This is a genomic window from Gemmatimonadales bacterium (assembly GCA_036265815.1).
GTDB lineage: Bacteria > Gemmatimonadota > Gemmatimonadetes > Gemmatimonadales > GWC2-71-9 > CAVVWJ01.
Window position 1 is genome coordinate 91,781 of sequence record DATAOI010000044.1, and the last position, 18,906, is coordinate 110,686.

At 69.0% G+C, this 18,906-nt stretch carries 19 protein-coding genes; 10 read left to right on the forward strand and 9 right to left on the reverse strand.

Going from position 1 to position 18,906, the window contains the following annotated elements; all coding sequences use genetic code 11:
* Positions 1 to 50: 50 nt before the first annotated feature.
* Positions 51 to 1,604: a hypothetical protein gene (locus VHR41_08620; protein HEX3234249.1), complete on the forward strand. Its 1,554-nt coding sequence runs from the start codon at positions 51 to 53 to the stop codon at positions 1,602 to 1,604.
* An 11-nt stretch (positions 1,605 to 1,615) separates the two neighbouring features.
* Here the strand turns inward: VHR41_08620 and glp are convergent, their stop codons facing one another.
* The 7 genes from glp to gpmI form a co-directional block, all read right to left on the reverse strand.
* Positions 1,616 to 2,869, reverse strand: a complete 1,254-nt coding sequence (gene glp / locus VHR41_08625; GenBank protein ID HEX3234250.1) for a gephyrin-like molybdotransferase Glp — start codon at positions 2,867 to 2,869, stop codon at positions 1,616 to 1,618.
* Positions 2,866 to 3,399 carry a molybdopterin-guanine dinucleotide biosynthesis protein B gene (gene mobB, locus VHR41_08630; protein HEX3234251.1) on the reverse strand — a complete coding sequence of 178 codons (534 nt, stop codon included), beginning with the start codon at positions 3,397 to 3,399 and terminating at the stop codon, positions 2,866 to 2,868. Before mobB ends, glp begins: the two co-directional genes overlap by 4 nt.
* Complete coding sequence (locus VHR41_08635) at positions 3,372 to 3,980, reverse strand: molybdenum cofactor guanylyltransferase (protein HEX3234252.1); 609 nt, start codon at positions 3,978 to 3,980, stop codon at positions 3,372 to 3,374. The genes mobB and VHR41_08635 overlap by 28 nt, the downstream gene beginning before the upstream one ends.
* Positions 3,981 to 3,991: 11 nt before the next feature.
* On the reverse strand, positions 3,992 to 4,792 hold the full coding sequence (locus tag VHR41_08640) for a hypothetical protein (protein ID HEX3234253.1): 801 nt from the start codon (positions 4,790 to 4,792) through the stop codon (positions 3,992 to 3,994).
* 138 nt (positions 4,793 to 4,930) lie between these two features.
* Complete coding sequence (locus VHR41_08645; GenBank protein HEX3234254.1) at positions 4,931 to 5,353, reverse strand: 6-carboxytetrahydropterin synthase; 423 nt, start codon at positions 5,351 to 5,353, stop codon at positions 4,931 to 4,933.
* Positions 5,354 to 5,356: 3 nt separating this feature from the next.
* Positions 5,357 to 6,091, reverse strand: coding sequence for a hypothetical protein (locus tag VHR41_08650; protein ID HEX3234255.1), 735 nt, complete (start codon positions 6,089 to 6,091; stop codon positions 5,357 to 5,359).
* Positions 6,081 to 7,631: a 2,3-bisphosphoglycerate-independent phosphoglycerate mutase gene (gpmI, locus tag VHR41_08655; GenBank protein HEX3234256.1), complete on the reverse strand. Its 1,551-nt coding sequence runs from the start codon at positions 7,629 to 7,631 to the stop codon at positions 6,081 to 6,083. The genes VHR41_08650 and gpmI overlap by 11 nt, the downstream gene beginning before the upstream one ends.
* 30 nt (positions 7,632 to 7,661) lie before the next feature.
* Here gpmI and VHR41_08660 point away from each other — a divergent pair, with 30 nt between their 5' ends.
* From VHR41_08660 to VHR41_08700, 9 genes are all read left to right on the forward strand, one after another.
* Entirely contained in the window at positions 7,662 to 8,723 is a 1,062-nt protein-coding gene (locus VHR41_08660) for a hypothetical protein (GenBank protein ID HEX3234257.1), read from the forward strand.
* Positions 8,724 to 8,733: 10 nt separating this feature from the next.
* Entirely contained in the window at positions 8,734 to 9,084 is a 351-nt protein-coding gene (locus VHR41_08665; GenBank protein HEX3234258.1) for a hypothetical protein, read from the forward strand.
* Complete coding sequence (locus VHR41_08670) at positions 9,085 to 10,566, forward strand: amino acid permease (protein ID HEX3234259.1); 1,482 nt, start codon at positions 9,085 to 9,087, stop codon at positions 10,564 to 10,566.
* Positions 10,567 to 10,915: 349 nt separating this feature from the next.
* A complete protein-coding gene (gene guaB / locus VHR41_08675) occupies positions 10,916 to 12,373 on the forward strand; it encodes an IMP dehydrogenase (protein ID HEX3234260.1) in 1,458 nt (485 codons plus the stop codon).
* Between the two features lie 76 nt (positions 12,374 to 12,449).
* The gene (locus VHR41_08680; GenBank protein ID HEX3234261.1) at positions 12,450 to 13,973 is read left to right on the forward strand and encodes an amino acid permease; all 1,524 of its coding nucleotides are present in this window, start codon (positions 12,450 to 12,452) and stop codon (positions 13,971 to 13,973) included.
* Between the two features lie 88 nt (positions 13,974 to 14,061).
* Positions 14,062 to 15,090, forward strand: a complete 1,029-nt coding sequence (locus VHR41_08685; protein HEX3234262.1) for a bifunctional oligoribonuclease/PAP phosphatase NrnA — start codon at positions 14,062 to 14,064, stop codon at positions 15,088 to 15,090.
* 66 nt (positions 15,091 to 15,156) lie between these two features.
* Positions 15,157 to 15,387 (forward strand): NifU family protein, encoded by a 231-nt coding sequence (locus VHR41_08690; GenBank protein HEX3234263.1) that lies wholly within the window; start codon positions 15,157 to 15,159, stop codon positions 15,385 to 15,387.
* A complete protein-coding gene (locus VHR41_08695; GenBank protein ID HEX3234264.1) occupies positions 15,387 to 16,499 on the forward strand; it encodes an Mrp/NBP35 family ATP-binding protein in 1,113 nt (370 codons plus the stop codon). The genes VHR41_08690 and VHR41_08695 overlap by 1 nt, the downstream gene beginning before the upstream one ends.
* Positions 16,499 to 17,257, forward strand: coding sequence for an SAM-dependent chlorinase/fluorinase (locus VHR41_08700; GenBank protein HEX3234265.1), 759 nt, complete (start codon positions 16,499 to 16,501; stop codon positions 17,255 to 17,257). Before VHR41_08695 ends, VHR41_08700 begins: the two co-directional genes overlap by 1 nt.
* A gap of 136 nt (positions 17,258 to 17,393) precedes the next feature.
* Here the strand turns inward: VHR41_08700 and VHR41_08705 are convergent, their stop codons facing one another.
* Together VHR41_08705 and VHR41_08710 are read right to left on the reverse strand one after the other, a co-directional pair.
* A complete protein-coding gene (locus tag VHR41_08705; GenBank protein HEX3234266.1) occupies positions 17,394 to 18,014 on the reverse strand; it encodes a DUF4126 domain-containing protein in 621 nt (206 codons plus the stop codon).
* Positions 18,015 to 18,057: 43 nt separating this feature from the next.
* Positions 18,058 to 18,906: a hypothetical protein gene (locus VHR41_08710; protein HEX3234267.1), complete on the reverse strand. Its 849-nt coding sequence runs from the start codon at positions 18,904 to 18,906 to the stop codon at positions 18,058 to 18,060.

The following is an 18,906-nucleotide window of genomic DNA, read 5'->3' on the forward strand; positions in this document are numbered from 1 at the left end:
GCTTATAGCCATCAGCGTATTTCAATGCTTGTTCTCATTCGGGCCAGGTCGTGAGCCAGCCATTCTTCGTCCGTTTCGTTCTCGGGTCCGTCCTTGCTGCCCTGGGGGTGGTCGCGTGCAGCGACCGCGACACCGGCGTGGAGGTTCCCGACCTCCAGGTCACCACCGCTACCTCCGGCATCGATCTCGATCCCGACGGCTACTCGCTGAGCATCGATGGCGATTCGGGCCGGGCGATGAAGCTCACCGATACCGTCCAGGTCGCCGATCTCACCCCGGGCGACCATGCCGTGGGGTTGGACGGCGTCAGCGCCAACTGCGCGGTCCAGGGGGCCGACCCCCGAACCGCGCATGTCGTCTCCGGCAGCACCGTCGAGACCGACTTCCAGATCGTCTGCCAAGCCGTGAAAGCCACCGTGATCGTTACCACGACGACCACTGGTGAGGCGCCGGATCCCGACGGGTACGAGGTGACGATCGATGAGGCTCCCGGCCGCCCGGCCGCCGCCAACGATACGGTGATCATCAGCGGGCTGACCGACGGTGCCCATCCGGTCGCGCTCGGTGGGATCGCCGCGAACTGCAGGGTGCAGGAAGACAACCCCCAGACCGTCACCCTCGCCGAGGGCGACACCGTGACGGTGCCATTCACGCTCGACTGCCCCACGCCGACCGTGTCCCGGTGGACCCCCATGACCAGCGGAACCCGGCAGTCCCTGGTGGATGTCTGGGGCACGTCCGGCTCGGATGTCTTCGCGGTGGGTCAGTCGGACGAGACGTTCGAATCCATCATCCTGCACTACGACGGCAGCGCCTGGTCCAGCCAGCTGGACCGGAACGACATCGTGCTCGACGCCATCTGGGGCGCCTCGGGGTCGGACGTCTACGCGGTGGGGTTTGACGCGTTCGCGTCGAACCCCGCGTTGGTGCTGCACTTCGATGGACACGAGTGGCATGATGTTCCGGGGCTCCCCACCGATCCCGACACCCCCATCTTCTTCCAGTCGGTCTGGGGCACCTCCGCCACCGATGTGTTCATCGTGGGCGCCTTCAATGCCAGCCCCGAGTTCAACGGCTCCGTCCTGGTGCACTGCGACGGCAGCCAGTGCGGCTTCATGCGAGACCTGGAACCGGACTTCCTGAGCCTGATGGATGTCTGGGGCAGCTCGCCGACCGACGTGTACGCCGTCGGCAACGCCATCGTCCCAGGTGAGGAGGGGGGCACCGGCAAGATCATTCACTACGATGGGCAGACCTGGACCACCGTGCTGGAGCGCCCCGGAGTGGGCTTCACCAGTATCTCGGGAAGCGGGGCCGGGGACGTGGTGGCCGTGGGATGGGATGGGGCAATCTTCCGGTACGACGGGACCGCATGGGGGTCCGAGCGGGGGACGACGCGGTTCATCTACGGGGTATGGAGCCACTCGCAAGCCGACGCGTTTGCAGTGGGGCAGAGCGGTCTCACCCTCCACTCGACCGGCCCCGGAACCCGCTGGAAGTCCACCATTCTGCACTCCGACAATCTGCTTGGCGTCTGGGGCAGCTCCGGGGCCGACGTGTTCGCGGTCGGTGTCGGCGGGAAGATCTTCCACGGCACCCCCTGACCGACGCGCCCTCAGAAGGCCGGGTCGGCCTGATGAATAGGATCGTCCAGGCGGAGCGCCTGCACCATCGCCCCTGAGGGGGTCTCGAACTGGCCTTCCGGAATCACCAGCAGCGCGTTGGCCAGCATCATCGACGTGAGAATACCCGAGCCCTGCGGCCCGGTGAGCTTGGCCTCGGCCCCGCCCGCTTCCTCCCTGACGACGGCCCGCAGGAAATGCTGCAGCTTGGGCTTGAGGCTGATCGGCTCGCCGACGCGCACCAGAGCGCTGCGACGGAAGGGCAGGGTGCGGCCCGACATCTTGCGGATGGCGGGGCGGACGAAGAGCTCGAACGTCACCATCGTGCTGACCGGGTTGCCCGGGAGGCCGATCCAGGGAATGTCCCCCAGCAGTCCGAACCCCACCGGCGCGCCCGGCCGCATGCGTAGCTTCCAGAACCGCTGCTCAGCGCCGAGCTCGTCGAGCACCGCGCGGACGTAGTCGTGCTCGCCCACGCTGATGCCGGCCGTGGTCACCAGGAGATCGCACTCGAGTGCACGCCCGAGGTGCTCCCGGAGGCTCGCGGGCGTGTCCCGCGCGATGCCCAGGTTGACCGGCTCTCCCCCCGCCAGGCGCACCAGCGCGGCCAGCGTGTGGGTATTGCTGCTCGCGATCTTCCGCCCGCTGAGGATCTCCTCGGGCTGGTCCACGTCCACGATCTCGTCCCCGCTGCCCAGGATCCCCACCCGGGGCCGGCGGTAGACCATGGGGTGGGCCACCGCGAGCGAGGCCAGCACGCCGAGGTGCGCCGGCCCCAGCTCCCTGCCCGGCACGAGCACCGTGCTGCCCTTCCGGATGTCCTCGCCTGCCCGGCGGATGTTCACCCCGATGTCCCGGTCACGCACGACGGTCACGATGTCGGCGCCGTAGTCCGTATCCTCCTGCCGGATGACCGTGTCGGCGCCGTCCGGCAGCGGAGCGCCGGTATAGATCCGGGCCGCCTCGCCCGGCGCCAGCGATCGGGTGGGGAACGCGCCGGCCGGCAGCTGCTCCACCACCCGGAGCCGCACCGGGTCGGCCTCGGAGGCGCCGCGCACGTCGGCGGCTCGCGCGGCGTAGCCGTCCATCGCAGAATTGGTCCAGGCGGGAATGTCCAGCGGCGCGATGATCGACTCGGCCAGGACACTGTCGAGCGCGTCGTCGAGCGGCACCCGGAGCGCGGGCTGGCGGCGCACCTGGGAGAGGATCCGCCGGGCCGCGTCCGCCGCGGCCAGCGGCTCCGTCACGGATCGAGTACCAGCGCCCGATCCCAGGCCAGGTTGGCCAGGAGCTGCAGCCACATCGTATCCTGGAACCGGAGCACCATGCAGGCGGCGTCGAACTCGGAATCGTCGGTGACGATCGCGGCCCACAGGGAGGCCTCGGCGGAGTCGGCGGCGTAGAGCGGATGGGCGGAGACCGCCGGGCGGAAGACTTCGATCTTGGGCAGCGGCGCTCGTTTGAAGCCCTCGACCAGCACGATGTCGGCGTCCGCCAGATAGCGCCGCGCCAGGCCGATGGGATCGTAGTCGTCGGGGGTCCGCTCGAACAGCACCCGCAGGTCCGGTGCGGCGATGAGCACCCGTTCCGCCCGGCCTTCGTGAAAGTGGCGCCAGCTGTCGGACCCGGGGCGATCGACGTCGACCAGGTGGTGCCCGTGCTTGATCGTCATCACCCGCCGGTTCCGTCGCGCGAGCTCGCTGGCGAGCGCCACGGCCAGTGTGGTCTTGCCCGCGTTCTTCCGGCCGACTATGGAGATGATCCGTGTCGCCGCCAAAGTTCGTCCGCCCTCGCGAGATCGTCCGCGGTGTTGACGTTGAAGAACAGGAACGCGGGGTCGCCGAAAGTCCGGATTTCGGCCAGAGGGAGGATACCGACAGAGATGCGCGGGTGGAAGGCGATGGCCCTGAGATCGCCGGCGTCGAGCCGCTCGGCGATTGGCTGGAGGCAGGCCGACCCATACGCCGCGCAGAGCGGCTCGACTGCGCGACGACCGTCGCTCTCGGGGAGCACCGCATCGTGGCGGGCGAGCCCATCGGCCAGGGCCCGCACCAGGGCGGCGGGGACGAACGGCATGTCCCAGGCAACGCAGACTACGGGCGCGGGCGCCGCGGCCACCGCCGTGTAGATGCCGCCCAGGGCGCCGAGGCCGGGCCGGAGGTCGGAGGTCACCCGCAGGTCCGGGCGCCAGGAGGCGGCGTCCGGGGCATTGGCCACCAGCAGCGGTGGCTCGCCCAGCGCCGCCCGCATGGTTCGCTCGAGCCGGTCCAGGATCCGCTCCCCGCCCACGATCTCCAGGCCCTTCGGTCTGCCGCCGAATCGGGTCGCCCCCCCGCCCGCCAGGATGGCGCCCCGCACGACTGGGCCGCTCAGTAGCGTCTCCCGCGCTGCCGCTCCAGGATGACATCCACCCCGACGTGCACGCTCCAGAGCGACTTGTAGGTGTTGTCGTGCGGAGGGATCTGGGCGATCGTGGGCTTCACCCCGGTGACCTGCTCGATGCCCACGATGTTGTCGCGGACCTCCACCCGGAGATGGTACGCCTTCCCCAGGGCGACGGTGGCGCCGGCCCCCAGCCGGAAAGCGGGCCGGATCCTGGTCCGGTTGTCGTCGTCGTACAGCACGAACTCACCCGTCTCGGTGGCGGTACTGACGAACCCGGACGTCAGGATCGAGCTCACATTGTTGAAGAGAAAGCCGGCGCCGGCGCTGACGAATGGCGAGATGAACTCCCGGCTGGCCACCCGGTAGATGCCCCCGACCGAGAAGGCCACCGACGCCGCGGAGCGGTCCCGCCGATCGATGGCCCGGCAGAGGGAGACGTTCCGGGCATTCTGGCCCGGAGGCGGGAGCAGGCGACAGGTATCTTCGTATCCCAGACCGATGAGGAACGCCTCGACGGAGAGCCCCAAGTGGGCGCCCGGATAGTAGCTGCCCGCGAACCCCGCGCCGAAAGTTCGCTTGATGCTTCGGCTCAGGAAGAAGGTGTCGGCCGGCAACTGGTCCTCGACGGGCTGCACGGGAACCGTCCACAGACCGGCGCCGCCGATGTAGGCGCCCGACACGGTGAACACCAGCCGCGCGCGGTCGCCGGTCCGCTGGGCGGTGGCGGGTGCGGCGCTGAGCGCCAGCCCGGCAGCGATGACTGCGGCGCACGCTCGGAGGTGCATCAGCCCCCCAGTGATTGGTGGTCAGTGGAGACGGCGCCGCAGCCCGATGCCAACACAGGCCGCCGCGCCTCGGCCTGCGCCGCTGCCGCGTTGTCCGGCGGGACCTCCCCCCACCCCCGCTGGGCGGGGCGAATCACCTCAGGGGAGGCCGGTGCAGTCGGCATAGAGCGTCGGGTCCTCCAGGATACGCACCCGCTCCAGCTCGACTCCGGCCGGCAGCCTGGCGGAGATGCGGGGGTAGACGTACGCGGCGATCGCCTCGCAGGTCGGGAGCATCCGCCCGCCGGCAAACACGGGCACATCCTGATTCAGGTTGGCTCCCTCGAACGGCGCCACCACTTCGTCGTGGAGGATCCGGTCGAGCAGCGTCAGGTCGAGCACCATGCCGCGGGAGTCGTGGATCGGGCCGCGGACCGTCACGGCGCACCGGTAGTCGTGCGCGTGCCCCGGCGGGTCGGAGAGCGGTCCGAACGCTTCGCGGTTCTGCGCGTCGGTCCAGTCGGCTCGGAAGAGCCGGTGAACGGCATGAAATCCGACGACGCGCGTCAGAGAAGTGGACATCGCTCAGGGAGAAAAGGAGTACCCCAGCCCTACCTGCAGCCAGGAGCTCGTCGTCCATTCGCTCAGGTTGCCGTCGGTGATCACCGCGTTCGGGCTATCCACCGTGCCCGGCTCGAGAGTGGGCTCCTCGGTGAAGCTGGTCGGGTATTTCAGCTTCCAGAAGGTGGTCCGGGCCTCGCCGCGGAGGTGGAGGCGGTCGGTGAGAAAGATGCGCAGCCCCGCCGACGGGATGAAATAGAGCTTGTGACCGAACTTGAACCCGCTGGTGTCCTGGGCTGTGCCGCTGGGAAGGGTGAGCCCGACCCCGGCCCCGACGAAGGGGGCGAGGCGGTGCCAGGTCTTGCCGCCGGTCAGGTTGAGCTGCAGATCGAACTCCGCGAACGTCACCGTCTGCTTGACCGGACCGGAGACCCGGTTCGCGAGAGTCTCGTCCGGATTCACGATCAGCCGCTCCAGCGAGCCGCGGGCGAAGCCCAGACCCATCTCGAGCGCGGTGGCCGTGCGGATGTCGTAGCGGAACCCGTAGACCCCGCCGCTGTGCGGCGCGATCCCGAAACGGCCCCCGTCCCCGCTGAAGTATCCTCCCAGCGGGACGAACGTGTGACCCCGGCGGATATCGTGGTACGGCGAGGCGTTGGGCGGATGCCCCACCTGGGCCCGGGCTTCCGCGGGCAGGCCGAGCAGAAGGAAGCCGGCCGCCACGATGCTCCACATGCGCGCCATGCGTTCAGATCTCACGAAGATCACATCCGGTCATCTCGGCCGGCGGGGCCATGTCGAGCAGCCGGAGCACGGTGGGCGCGACGTCCCGAAGGGAGCCCCCGGAGCGAAGCGCATCGGCGTCGGACCGGACCGCGACGAAGGGCACGGGACTGGTGGTATGCGCGGTGTGCACCCCGCCGGTGACCGGGTCGATCATCATCTCGCAATTTCCATGGTCGGCAGTGATGAGGACGCTGATGCCCGCCTTCTCCGCACTGCTCAGCACCCGGGCCAGGCAGCGGTCTACCGTCTCCACGGCCCGGATCACGGCGGGAAGCACACCGGTATGTCCCACCATGTCGGCGTTGGCGAAATTGCAGAGGAGGAAATCATGCTGCCCGGACTCGATGGTGCGGCAGAGCGCCTCGGTGATACCGGCCGCGCTCATCTCGGGCGCCAGATCGTACGTGGCCACGCGTTGCGAGGGGATCAGGCAGCGCTCCTCTCCGGGGAACGGCGGCTCGTGGCCGCCATTGAAGAAGTACGTGACGTGCGGGTACTTCTCCGTCTCCGCGGTCCGGAACTGGGTCCGGCCCGAACCGGCCAGCACCTCCGCCAGTATCCGTGCGAGCGTGAACGGCGGGAACGCCTGCGGAATGGGAAACGTCTGGTCGTATTGCGTCATGGTGACGCAGGATAGCCTCGGCCGGTTGCCCAGGTCGAATTCGGCGAACCCGTCGATCGCCAGCGCGGCGACGATCTGCCGCATCCGGTCGCTGCGATAGTTGAAGAACAGCACTCCGTCGCCGTCGTGCATCGTCGCCACCGGCCGGCCCTGCCGGAAGTGGACCAGCGGCTTGATGAACTCGTCGGTCTCCCCCCGCTGATATGCCGCCTGCACCGCCTGCACCGGATGCTCGACCGGTGTGCCCACCCCGTGGACCATGGCATCGTAGGCGACCTGGGTGCGGTTCCACCGGTGGTCCCGGTCCATGCCGTAGTAGCGGCCGGTGAGCGAGGCGATGTCCACCCGGGGTCCGGCGATGCGCCGCATGTCCTGAAGCAGGGTGCGCACCACTTCCGCACCCAGCGTCGGGGCGGAGTCGCGCCCATCGAGGAAACCGTGGATCGCGATCGCCGGCACCCGGTGGCGGACGCCCAGCTCGACGCAGGCGAGGAGATGCCGGTCGAGCGCATGCACCCCGCCGGGTCCGAGCAGGCCGACGAGATGCAGGGTACCGCCGCTCTGGCGCAGTCCGCCGCACAGCTCCACCAGCGGCGGCAGCTGGTAGAAATCGCCCCGCTGAATGCTCTGGGAGATCCGCACCAGGTCCTGCGGCACCACCCGCCCGGCGCCCAGGTTGAGATGACCGACTTCGCTGTTGCCCATCTGCCCTTCGGGAAGCCCTACGGACAGGCCGCTGGCATCGAGGAGGGTGTGGGGGAAGGAATCCCAGAGCCGGTGCCAGACCGGGGTGGCGGCGAGCTCGATGGCGTTCCCCTCACGCTCGGGACGATATCCCCAGCCGTCCAGAACCACCAAAACGACCCGGTTCCGGGCGTTGCCGTTTGACATGGCTCTCCGCGTGTTCTACAATGTCGGACTGTGAGTTACGCGCCGCAATCTAGTCCGGGCCTGCTTCGGCTACCAGCCTGCGTCATCGCCTGCCTGCTGCTCGCCGCGCCGCTTCGGGCGCAGGAGGAGCAGCCCCTCTCCACGCCGGCCGACCTGCAGCGCGAGCCCGACGGACCGCCCCTCGTCTCCCTTCCGGCCGGCGCGCCGGTCGTGCCTGGCCGGCCTCGCGGGGACTGGCATCAGGTAACGGTCGAGGGCTGGATCACCACCTCGTCCACTTCGCCGACCCGGCGCGACGGCTTCGATCTGGTCGTGACGCCCGACCGGGGAGAGAACCTGCGCCGAGCCCCGAACGGGCCCGTGCTCGGCCGAGTGCGCGAGGGCACCCTGCTCAAGCGGGTAGGCGTGAACGGCCGCTGGACCCGCGTCAAGCGCGCGGGATGGGTGCCGCGCCGTGCCGTCGGCTCCGCCGCGCGTCCCCAGCCGGTGCAGGGGAAAGCGCCCCAGGCCCGCGCGCCGGGGGCCGCTCCGTCGGCATCGAAAGGCGATGCCTCCAAAGCGGATGCTCCCGCGACCGACGAGCGGGTCGAGACCGCGAGAGAGACCAATCTCAGCGCCGTCCCCGAGGGTGGCGCCCTGGCCACGCTCCCGAGCGGCACACCCGCCCGGGTGGTGAGCCGCTCCAACGGCTGGGCCAGGGTGCAGCTCGAAGGCTGGGTCAAGGAGGACGACCTGAAGGCGAGCGACGGCGGGACGCTGGTCGGCGTGAGCGCCGCCGAGGTCCGCGCGGCGCCGGACCGGTACGTGGGGCAGACCATCGACTGGCGGCTGCAGCTCATCGCGGTGCAGACCGCCGACGAGCTCCGGACGGAGATGCCCGCCGGGCAGCCGTACCTGCTCACCCGCGGGCCGCTGCCCGAGCCGGGCTTCGTCTACGTCACCATTCCCGCCGGCCGGATCGCCGAGTTCCGGGCCCTGCCGCCGTTGACCGAGGTGGTCTTGCGGGTCACCGTGCGGGCGGCCCGTTCCAAGTATCTCACCACCCCAGTGACCGAGTTGGTCTCCGTGGTATCCGGGCTCGACGGAAAGTAGAGGTCCTCCGATGAACGACTTGCTGAAGCAGCGGATCGCGCGCCTGCTGGACAATCTGGGCGACGAGCGCGGCTACCAGATCCTGGACTACATCGAGTTTCTCGACAGTAAATACGCGGAGCGGTCCCGGCCGGGCGGGATCTTCGCCCGGCTCACGGAGACGGTCGAGGACACCATGCGGGCCGGCAAGATCCCGATCCAGGCGATCAGCGGCACCATGGGCCTGATGGACAGTGCCGCCAAAGTCATGAAAGGTCTGGCCGCCGCGGGGCAGGCGGTGGTGGAGGAGGCGGTGAAAGCGGCCGAGCGTCCTCCCAAGGCCATCGAGCCCGCCAAGCCGCAGTCCGACACGGGCAGCTGAGTGGTCGCCCCCGCGAAGGCACCGGCGGCCGCCGGCCAGTCTCCCGAGTTCATCCGCGGCATCGGTCCGCTGGCCGCCATCTCCCTGGTGGTCGGCTCGATGATCGGCTCCGGGATCTTCATCGTCTCGGCCGATATCGGGCGGCAGGTGTCGGCCTGGGGGCCGGGGGCGCTGCTGATCGTCTGGGTCGTCACTGGCGCGATGACCGTGGTGGCCGCGCTGGCCTATGCCGAGCTTGCGGCGATGATCCCCAAAGCCGGCGGGCAGTACGTCTTTCTCCGGGAGGGACTCTCGCCGCTGGCGGGGTTCCTCTACGGATGGACCCTGTTCACCGTCATCCAGACCGGGACCATCGCCGCCGTGGCGGTGGCGTTTGCCAAGTTTCTCGGCGTCCTGGTCCCGCTTTCGCCCGACGTGTTCCTGCGGCTCGGCCAGGTGCACCTGCCGGGGAGCAGCGAGGCGATCCAGCTCGGGCTCTCGCCCCAGCGGATCGTGGCGATGCTGATGATCGCGGTCCTCACCGTCACCAACATGCGCGGCGTGACCCTCGGCGCGGCGATCCAGACGGTCTTCAGTGTCGCCAAGATCGGCGCGCTCGCGGCCATCGTGCTGCTGGGGCTCACGCTGTTCCGGCAGCCCGACATCGCGGCCACCAATTTCTCCAACTTTTGGGGCACCGGGAGCTGGAGCCTCGCGGTGGTGCCGGTGATCGGGGCCGCCATGGTGGGCTCGCTCTTTTCGAGCGACGCCTGGAACAACGTGACCTTCGCCGCCGCCGAAGTGCAGGATCCGACCAGGAACCTGCCGCGGGCCCTCGCCATCGGCACCGGGACGGTGAGCCTGCTCTACATCCTGGCCAACGTGGCTTATCTCAACATCCTGCCGTTCTACGGCGAACCCAACGGCACCGACGTGCTGGCCCGCGGGCTCCAGTACGCGGCGCAGGACCGGGTAGGCACCGCCGCAATCGAAGTGGCGATGGGTGCGGGCGCGGCGACGGTGATGGCGGTCGCGATCCTGCTGTCCACCTTCGGGTGCAACAACGGGCTGATCCTCTCGGGCCCGCGAGTCTACTATGCCATGGCGCGCGACGGGCTCTTCTTCGAGCGCGCCGGGACGCTACACCCGATCTATCGCACGCCGATATTCGGGCTCATAGCCCAGGCGGTCTGGGCCGCGGTGCTCTGCATCAGCGGGACCTACAACCAGCTGCTCGACTACGTCATCTTCGCGGCGCTGGTCTTCTATTTTCTCACCACGGTGGCGCTCTTCCGTCTGCGGCGGATCCGGCCGGACCTCCCGCGTCCGGTGAAGGCGTTCGGGTACCCGGTGCTGCCCGCGCTCTACCTGGTGGCGGTGGGCGGATTGATGGTGATTCTGCTGTTCGAGAGGCCGCTCTATACCTGGCCGGGGCTGCTGATCGTGGCCCTCGGGATCCCGGTGTACCTTCTCTGGCGCAGAACCGGGACCCCGACAGGGTGAGGGGCGGGCTCAGAAGGTACTCGATCAGCGGACAATTCGACCTGTCCGCCAGCCCGCTCTCGTTGACGCTCTCGAGTGCCACCACCCAGGTATTTCGCGACGGGAGCGCCAGCGCTCCGGTGTTCGCCACCTGCACTCAGACGGAGAGCTTCGCGGGGACCCGGACGGGCGACTGAGGCCGTCCTCCAGGCGACCCTTTCGGCGGGCCGGAACGCGCTTGATTTCCCCGGGCCCGCCCCCTACACTTGGAGATGGACCCCTGCGCTCCCGGCCTGCCGACCGCCCTCGAGAGGGCTCGGTGGGCCGTCGTGCATCGAGGTGTGCTTCCCCGCGCCGTCTCGCCGAACGAATGACCGTTATTCGCCCCAAGCCCGGCCTCACCTTCGACGATGTGCTTCTGGTGCCGCGATATGCGGCCATCCACCCGCGCGAGGTCTCGACCGCCACCCGCTTCACCCGCAGCATCTCGCTCAACATTCCGCTGATCTCCGCCGCCATGGATACCGTCACCGAGGCCGACATGGCCATCGCCATGGCCCGGGGCGGCGGCATCGGCGTGCTGCATAAGAACATGTCCCCCGAGCGGCAGGCGGCCGAGGTGGACCGGGTGAAGCGCAGCGAGAGCGGGATGATCCTCAATCCCACCACGCTCGGGCCCGACCGGCCGCTCCGCGAGGCCTACCAGCTCATGCGCCGCTTCAAGATCTCCGGCGTTCCGATCGTGGACGGCCAGGGGAGGCTCATCGGGATCATCACCAACCGCGATCTCCAGTTCGAGCGGAACCTCGACCAGCCGATCCGCGAGGTGATGACCAAGGAGAATCTGGTCACGGCCCCGGTGGGTACCAGCCTGGATGACGCCGAGCGGATCCTCGCCCGGCACCGGATCGAGAAGCTCCCGGTGGTGGACGCCCAGGGCATCCTCAAGGGCCTCATCACCGTCAAGGACATCTTCAAGCGCCGCGAGCACCCCAACGCCAACAAGGACCAGCACGGCCGGCTCCGGGTCGCGGCAGCCGTGGGCGCCGGTCCCGACGCCCTCGCCCGGGCGCGAGGGCTGGTCGATGCCGGCGTCGACGTGGTGGTGGTGGACTCGGCGCACGGTCACAGCGAGGGGGTGCTGAGCACCGTCGGACAGCTCCGGGAGAGCTTCCCCGACATCCAGCTCGTGGCCGGCAACGTCGCCACCGAGGCTGGTGCGCGCGAGATGGTGCGCCGCGGGGTGGACGCCGTGAAGGTCGGGATCGGCCCAGGCAGCATCTGCACGACCCGGGTGGTCACCGGCGTCGGCGTCCCCCAGGTCACCGCCATCATGGACGCGCTCCGGGGGGTGGACGACGTGCCCGTAATTGCCGACGGGGGCATCAAGTACTCCGGGGACGTGGTGAAAGCCCTGGCCGCTGGAGCGTCTTCGGTCATGATGGGGTCGATGCTGGCCGGCACCGAGGAGAGCCCCGGCGAGTCGGTGCTGGCCGAAGGCCGCCGCTACAAGATGATCCGCGGCATGGGCAGCCTCTCCGCCATGCAGGACGGCTCGGCCGACCGCTACTTCCAAGAGGGGGAGATGGCACCCTCCAAGCTGGTGCCGGAAGGCATCGAGGGCCGCGTGCCCTACAAGGGCCCCGTGGCCGACGTGCTCTATCAGATGGTCGGGGGTCTCCGGAGCGGCATGGGGTATTGCGGGGTCGGCAGTGTTCCTCAGTTGCAGTGCGACGTGGAGATGATTCAGATCACCTCGGCCGGCCTCCGCGAGTCGCACCCGCACGATGTGACCATCACGCGGGAAGCACCGAACTACAGCGCCTAAGCAGCGGCAACAAGCAGGGCCGAACGTATGTGCCGCCTCGCCGGCGGACGCGCTCCCTTCCAAAGAGGATCACCCTATGAACTTATGGGCCACTAAGTCCATCACGGTCCTGCGCGCCGAGGCCGAGGCGACGGGCGAGCGCTCGCTCAAGCGGTCACTGGGGGCACTCAACCTGACCATGCTTGGTATCGGGGCCATTATCGGAGCGGGCATCTTCGTGCTCACCGGGCTGGCTGCCGCGCTGCATGCAGGCCCGGCCGTGCCGATCTCCTTCATCGTCGCCGCCGTCGCGTGCGGACTGGCGGGCCTCTGCTACGCGGAGATGGCGAGCGCGGTGCCGGTTGCCGGGAGTGCGTACACCTACTCCTACGCCACCATGGGCGAGTTCGTCGCCTGGATCATCGGGTGGGACCTGGTACTGGAATACGCCATGGGCGCGGCCACGGTCGGCGTCGGCTGGTCCGGCTATTTCGTGAGTCTGCTCGACTATCTCGGCATTCACCTTCCGGAGGCTGTGACCTCTGCGCCGCTCCGCTTCTGCAGCGCGGCCGATGTCACCAATGCCGTGGCCCATTGCGTCCAGCCGGGATGGAACAACACGGGCGCGCTGGTGAACCTTCCGGCGATGGCGATCGTACTCCTGGCCACCACGGTGCTGACCATCGGCATCGAGGAATCCGCCAAGGTCAACAACCTGATCGTCATCCTGAAGATCGCCGTGGTGCTCATGTTCCTGGTCTTCGGCTGGCGGTACGTGACCCCGTCCAACTGGCATCCCTTCATCCCGCCCAACACCGGCACCTTCGGCGAGTACGGGTGGAGCGGGGTGTTCCGCGGGGCCGGGCTCATCTTCTTCGCCTATATCGGATTCGACGCCGTCAGCACGGCGGCGCAGGAGGCCCGCAATCCGCAGAAGGACATGCCGACGGGTATTCTGGGATCGCTGGGCATCTGCACCGTTCTCTACATCCTGGTGTCGCTGACCCTCACCGGACTGGTGAAGTACGATCGGCTCAACGTGGCGCACCCGGTGGCCTACGCGGTGGAGCAGATTCCTCAGCTCACCTGGCTGCGTCCGTTCATCAACGTCGGCGCGGTGCTCGGGCTCGGGTCGGTCGTGCTGGTCATGCTCCTGGGCCAGAGCCGGGTCTTCTACTCGATGTCTCGGGACGGCTTGATCGGAGCCTGGGCGGGGAAAGTGCATCCCCGCTTCCGTACCCCGTACCTCTCGACCATCGGCGTCGGTCTCATCGTCGCGGTCATCACCGGCACCTTCCCGATTCAGATTCTGGGTGAGCTGGTCAACATCGGAACCCTCCTCGCCTTCGTGCTGGTGTGCGGCGGCGTATGGATCCTGCGGAACAAGCGGCCCGATCTGGAGCGGCCGTTCCGCACTCCCCTGGTGCCCCTGGTCCCCATCCTGGGTATCCTGGCGTGCTTCGGGCTGATGGCCACGCTTCCCGGCGACACCTGGCTCCGCTTGTTCGTTTGGCTGGTGATCGGGTTCGGCATCTACTTCGGGTACAGCCGCAAGCACAGCGTGCTGCAGCAGGAGATCGCGGAATCGCCGGCTCCGGTCCGGGAGCCGGTGGGACGGTAGCCGCTCCCGCGAGATCGCAGGCAGACCAACGCGGACGGAAGGCCGGCTGACGGCCGCTCCGTCCGCGTTGTTCTATTAGTATTTCCCCATGCCGTTCGTGCTCGCTCCCGACCGGATCGCCGCCGCGCGGTCCCTCGCCACCGTGCTGACGCCCGGCCGCCGGGTCTGCCTGATCACCCACGTCAATCCCGACGGCGATGGGCTCGGCAGCGAGGCAGGCCTCGCCCACCTGCTGCGTGACCGCGGGATCGAGGCGGTCGTGACCAACCCCACCCCGACGCCGCCCAGGTTCGAGTTCCTGTTTGAGGACTTGCCTTCTGTCGATCGCACCCGCGAGGCCGTGCGCGAGCTCCGACGTGCCGACGCGATCGTAGTGCTCGATATCTCCGATCTCGGCCGCCTCGGCATGCTGGGTGAGACGGTCCGCGCCAGCCGGGTGCCGGTGGCCTGCGTCGACCACCATGTGAGCGAAGGCATACTTCCCGATGGGCCGCGCTACCTGGATGCCAGTGCCGCCGCGACTGGCGAGCTGGTCTTCGAGCTGGCGCTCGCGAATGGCTGGAAGCTGACCGAGCAGGCCGCGCGCGGGCTCTACGTCGCCATCCTCACGGACACGGGAGGGTTTCGTTTCAGCAACACCCGGCCGCGCACGCTGCGAATCGCGGCGGAGCTGCTGGAAACCGGGGTGGACCCGGAGGAGATCTATCTCGAAGTGTACGCCCGCGCGCCCGAGGGACGCCCCCGTCTCTTCGCCGAGGCGCTGCAGACCCTGGTGGTCGAGCCGCAGCACGGCCTGGCGTGGGTGACGGTGCCCTCGGGAGCCATCGAGCGGTTGGGCGTGTCCTCGGATGACCTCGACGGCGTGGTGGAGTTTCCCCGCTCGATCGAGGGGGTGAGGATGGCCCTCCTGTTCCGGGAGGTGAGCCAGGGACGAGTCAAGGTCTCGCTTCGGTCGGTGGGCGCCGTGGATGTGGCGGCGTTTGCCAACAAGTTCGGCGGCGGGGGACACACCAAGGCGGCCGGCTTAGCCTTGCCGGGCACCCTCGCCGAAGTCCAAGCCACCGTGCTCGGCGCTGCGCGGACCTATCTCGGCGGCAATGGGGGGAAGCAGCGCTGACGTGTTGACCGAGGTCTCTGGTATCCTATATTCCGAGTTTAGGAGTAGGAATTCCCTCTGAGGACCATGGATACCATCGATCGGATCGAGAAAACACTCGACACCCTGCGTCCCTACATCGCGTCCCATCGCGGTCATGTGGAGGTCGTCGACTTCGACGAAAGCGAGGGCCTGCTGCTGCTTCGGCTGGGCGGCACCTGCCACGGCTGCGCCGCGTCCACCATCACCCTCAAGCAGGGCATCGAGACCCGGCTGCGGGCAATGGTGCCCGAGGTGAAGCAGGTGGAGGCCGTCTAGTGGCGGACTCGATCGAGGCCCGGGTCGCCGCGGCCCTCGCGGCCATCCGCAACCCGCGGGTGGACAACGACCTGCTCTCCGCTGGGATGATCCGGGACCTCACTACCACCGAGGACGGGAAGGTGAGCTTCACCTTCCTGCTGGCCCCGGAAGATCCGGCTACCCTGGTGCGTCAGGCGCGGGCCGCCGTGCAGGCAGTCGAGGGAGTGCGGCGGGACGAGGTCAAGATCACGGTCACCAATCCGGCGGGACCCGCGCGGGTGACCCATGCGGCGCCCACCGGTGCGGCCCCGCCCGCTCCGGAGCCGGCCCCCACGGCTGCGGAGCAGCCCAACCTCGGCCGGATCATCGCGGTGTCCTCCGGCAAGGGTGGCGTAGGGAAGTCCACGGTGGCGGTGAACCTCGCCGTGGCGCTTGCCCAGGCCGGACTGCAGGTCGGGGTCATGGACGCGGACATCTACGGGCCCAATGTGCCGCGCATGTTCGGCGTCTTCGAGAAGCCCCCGGTTTACGGCGGAAAGATCCAGCCGCTCGAGGCGCACGGCGTCCGGCTCATGTCGCTCGGCTTCCTGGTCGAGCGAGATGCCCCTGCCATCTGGCGTGGCCCCATCATCATGAAGATCGTGCAGCAGTTTCTCCGCGATGTGGAGTGGGGGCAGCTGGATTATTTCATCGTGGACATGCCGCCCGGAACCGGCGATGCCCAGCTCTCCCTCGTGCAGGCCACCCACGTCTCCGGCGCAGTGATCGTGACCACCCCGCAGGAGATGGCCGTGGGTGATGCGCTCCGCGGCGCCAAGATGTTCGAGCGGGTAGGGGTGCCGGTGGTCGGGGTGATCGAGAACATGAGCGGCTTCACCGATCCGGAGACCGGGCGCCGCTTCGAGCTGTTCTCCTCGGGTGGCGGTCAGCGCCTGGCCGAGGAGCTGGGCGTGCCGCTGCTGGGCAGCGTGCCGCTGCAGCCGCGCCTGGCGGAGCTGGCCGATGCCGGAAACCCGGTGGTGGTCGCGGAACCGGAGAGCGCCGCCGGGCTGGTCCTGCGTCAGATCGCCGAGCAGCTTCAGGCCAAGACCGCCGGCCGGAGCGTCGCGCTGCCGATCCTTCGGGGTTGATGCCGCTCATTACCCTGCTCACCGATTTCGGTACCACCGACTCCTACGTAGCCGAGATCAAGGGGGTACTCCTCAGCGCCGCTCCCGAGGCGGTGCTGGTGGACGTGACCCATCAGGTGCCCCCGGGAGAGGTGCGGGCCGGCGCCTATCTCCTGGGCCGCGCCTGGCATCGCTTCCCTGCGGGTACCACCCACCTGGCGGTCGTCGATCCGGGAGTGGGCACCAGCCGGGCCGGCCTGGCTCTCCGGGCGCACGGCCACTGGTTCGTCGGACCAGACAACGGCCTCTTCACCCCGGTCATCCGCGACACCGAAGTCGAGATCGTCGAGCTCAGGATCCCCCGCGGTGCCTCGCCGACGTTCCACGGGCGCGACCTCTTCGCTCCAGCAGCCGCGATGCTGGCGTGCGGCGAGCCGCTGCCGTCGCTGGGACGGCCGTTCGCGGGGGTTCCCCACCGCCTGGTCTACGCCGAACCGCACTACGAGGGGAAGTCGGTGCTGGGGGAGATCGTCTACGTCGATCGCTTCGGCACTCTGGTGACGAACCTCGACACCGATCTGGTCCCGCCCTACGCCACGATGGAGGTCGAAGGCCTCGACCTGGGGCCGCTCCGCCGCACGTTCGGGGACGTGCCCACCGGCGGGCTCCTGGCCTACGTCGGATCGGGCGGAGCGGTCGAGGTGGCGGTACGCGACGGCTCGGCCGCGCGGCGGCTCGGGTTGGGGGTGGGGGGGAGGGTCCGGGCGAGGCTGGGGTAGGGGCGGCAGGGTGAGGTAGGGAGGGGCAAGGTGGGGCAAGGTGGGGCAAGGATGGCACGGAAACGAGGCAGGCGCCTTATACGCTGGCGCTCCTCGGGATGACAGCGTGGCGCCGCTCTTCGGGATGACAGGGCGGTTACGACCTGCTTCCCACTACCGCCTCTCCCGAGCCCCTTTCCCCCGTCCCCGCCACCAGCCGCCGGAACAGCCCGAAGAACCGCCAGATCACCAGCACCGCCGCGATTACCAGCGCGACGACGAGCACCGCCGTCACAATGGGATGCGTTGCCGCCAGCCAGGCGAGGAACACCGCGAAGGCGTCCTCCACCGTGCTGAGCGTCCAGTTGCTGAACGGCTCCGGGCTCGCGTTCACGGCCGCGCGGGTTGTGGCCTTGGCGCCGTGCGAGGTGAGGGCCACGCCGCCCGCGAGCAGTCCGGCTCCGATTCGCCACTCTTCCGGAACGTTTCCCGAGAACGCGCTGTAGGAGAGAAAGGCAGCCGCGGGTGGGCGGATGAAGGTGTGCACCGCGTCCCACACCGAGTCGACGTAGGGGACCTTGTCCGCGACGAATTCGATCACGAACAGCGCCGTCGCCACCCCCACCACCAGCGGGTTGCTGAGGACGTGCAGCGGCTCGGGAAGCTGGACCAGACCGAAGCGCTGGAGCAGTCCAGCCGCCGCGACCGTCGCATAGAGATTGAGTCCGGAAGCGAAGGAGGTCCCGAGAACGTAGCCCAGCGTTTCGAGCGGCGTCATGACCAAACCTAGCCCTCTGCCGCGCGAGGCGGTGTGAGTCGCCTCACTCCACCCAGTCGATCTTCACCCCGCCGACCGCCGTCCTGAGCGAGATGTCCAGATGCCGCGCCGCTGTCTCGTACCCCGCCGTCACGTAGCCGGACCCGCTCCGCTGGAGTCCCTCCGGCTGGAAGCTCGCGAGAAAGTTGTCGGGGGTGATACGGACGCCCACCCGGCGCGGCAGGCGGAGCGTCAGCTCACCCAGCGCCATGCTCACGTCCACCCGGGAGCTCGAGGTCCAGACCCCCGCGAAATCGAGCAGCACCTTCCCCATGCCGCCCTCGAACGTAATCCGGTCGCACCGGCTGTTGCCCAATCCGAGCACCGACACCTCGGCCGCTCCCGCCGTGAGCGACGCCGACCGGCAGCGGGTGCCGTTGGGCTGGGAGAAGCGCACCACCGTCCTGCTCGCTCCGGTGGAGAGATGGAGATCGGTGAGCCGCAGGCCTCCCAACTCGAGGTCGCCGTCCACGGCGCCCAGCGCCACGTCCAGCGCGAGGTCGGTCCGGGGGGAGAACGCGACCTCGGCGGACTGCCGAAGCTGGTGCTGGGAGACCACCCTGATGCCGCCGCCGCCGGCCGCTCGAAATCCGAACGTCAGTCCGCCGCTGCCGGCGTCGTAGTCACTCAGGGGAAGGAAGCGCTCGCTGTCGTACGAGGCGTCCATCCGGTACAGCTCGTTGGGCCGGCCGGCGGCGAGCCGAAGCGAGCCCGCGGCATAGTCGAGCCGCGCGGTGAGGCGGGTCTCACCATGCCACTGACGATAGGTGCTGAAGGGCCGCATGCTCTGGGCCGATGCGGCTTCCGCGCCGAGGCTCGACGCGAGAGTGAGCAGCAGAAGGCAGACCCGCAT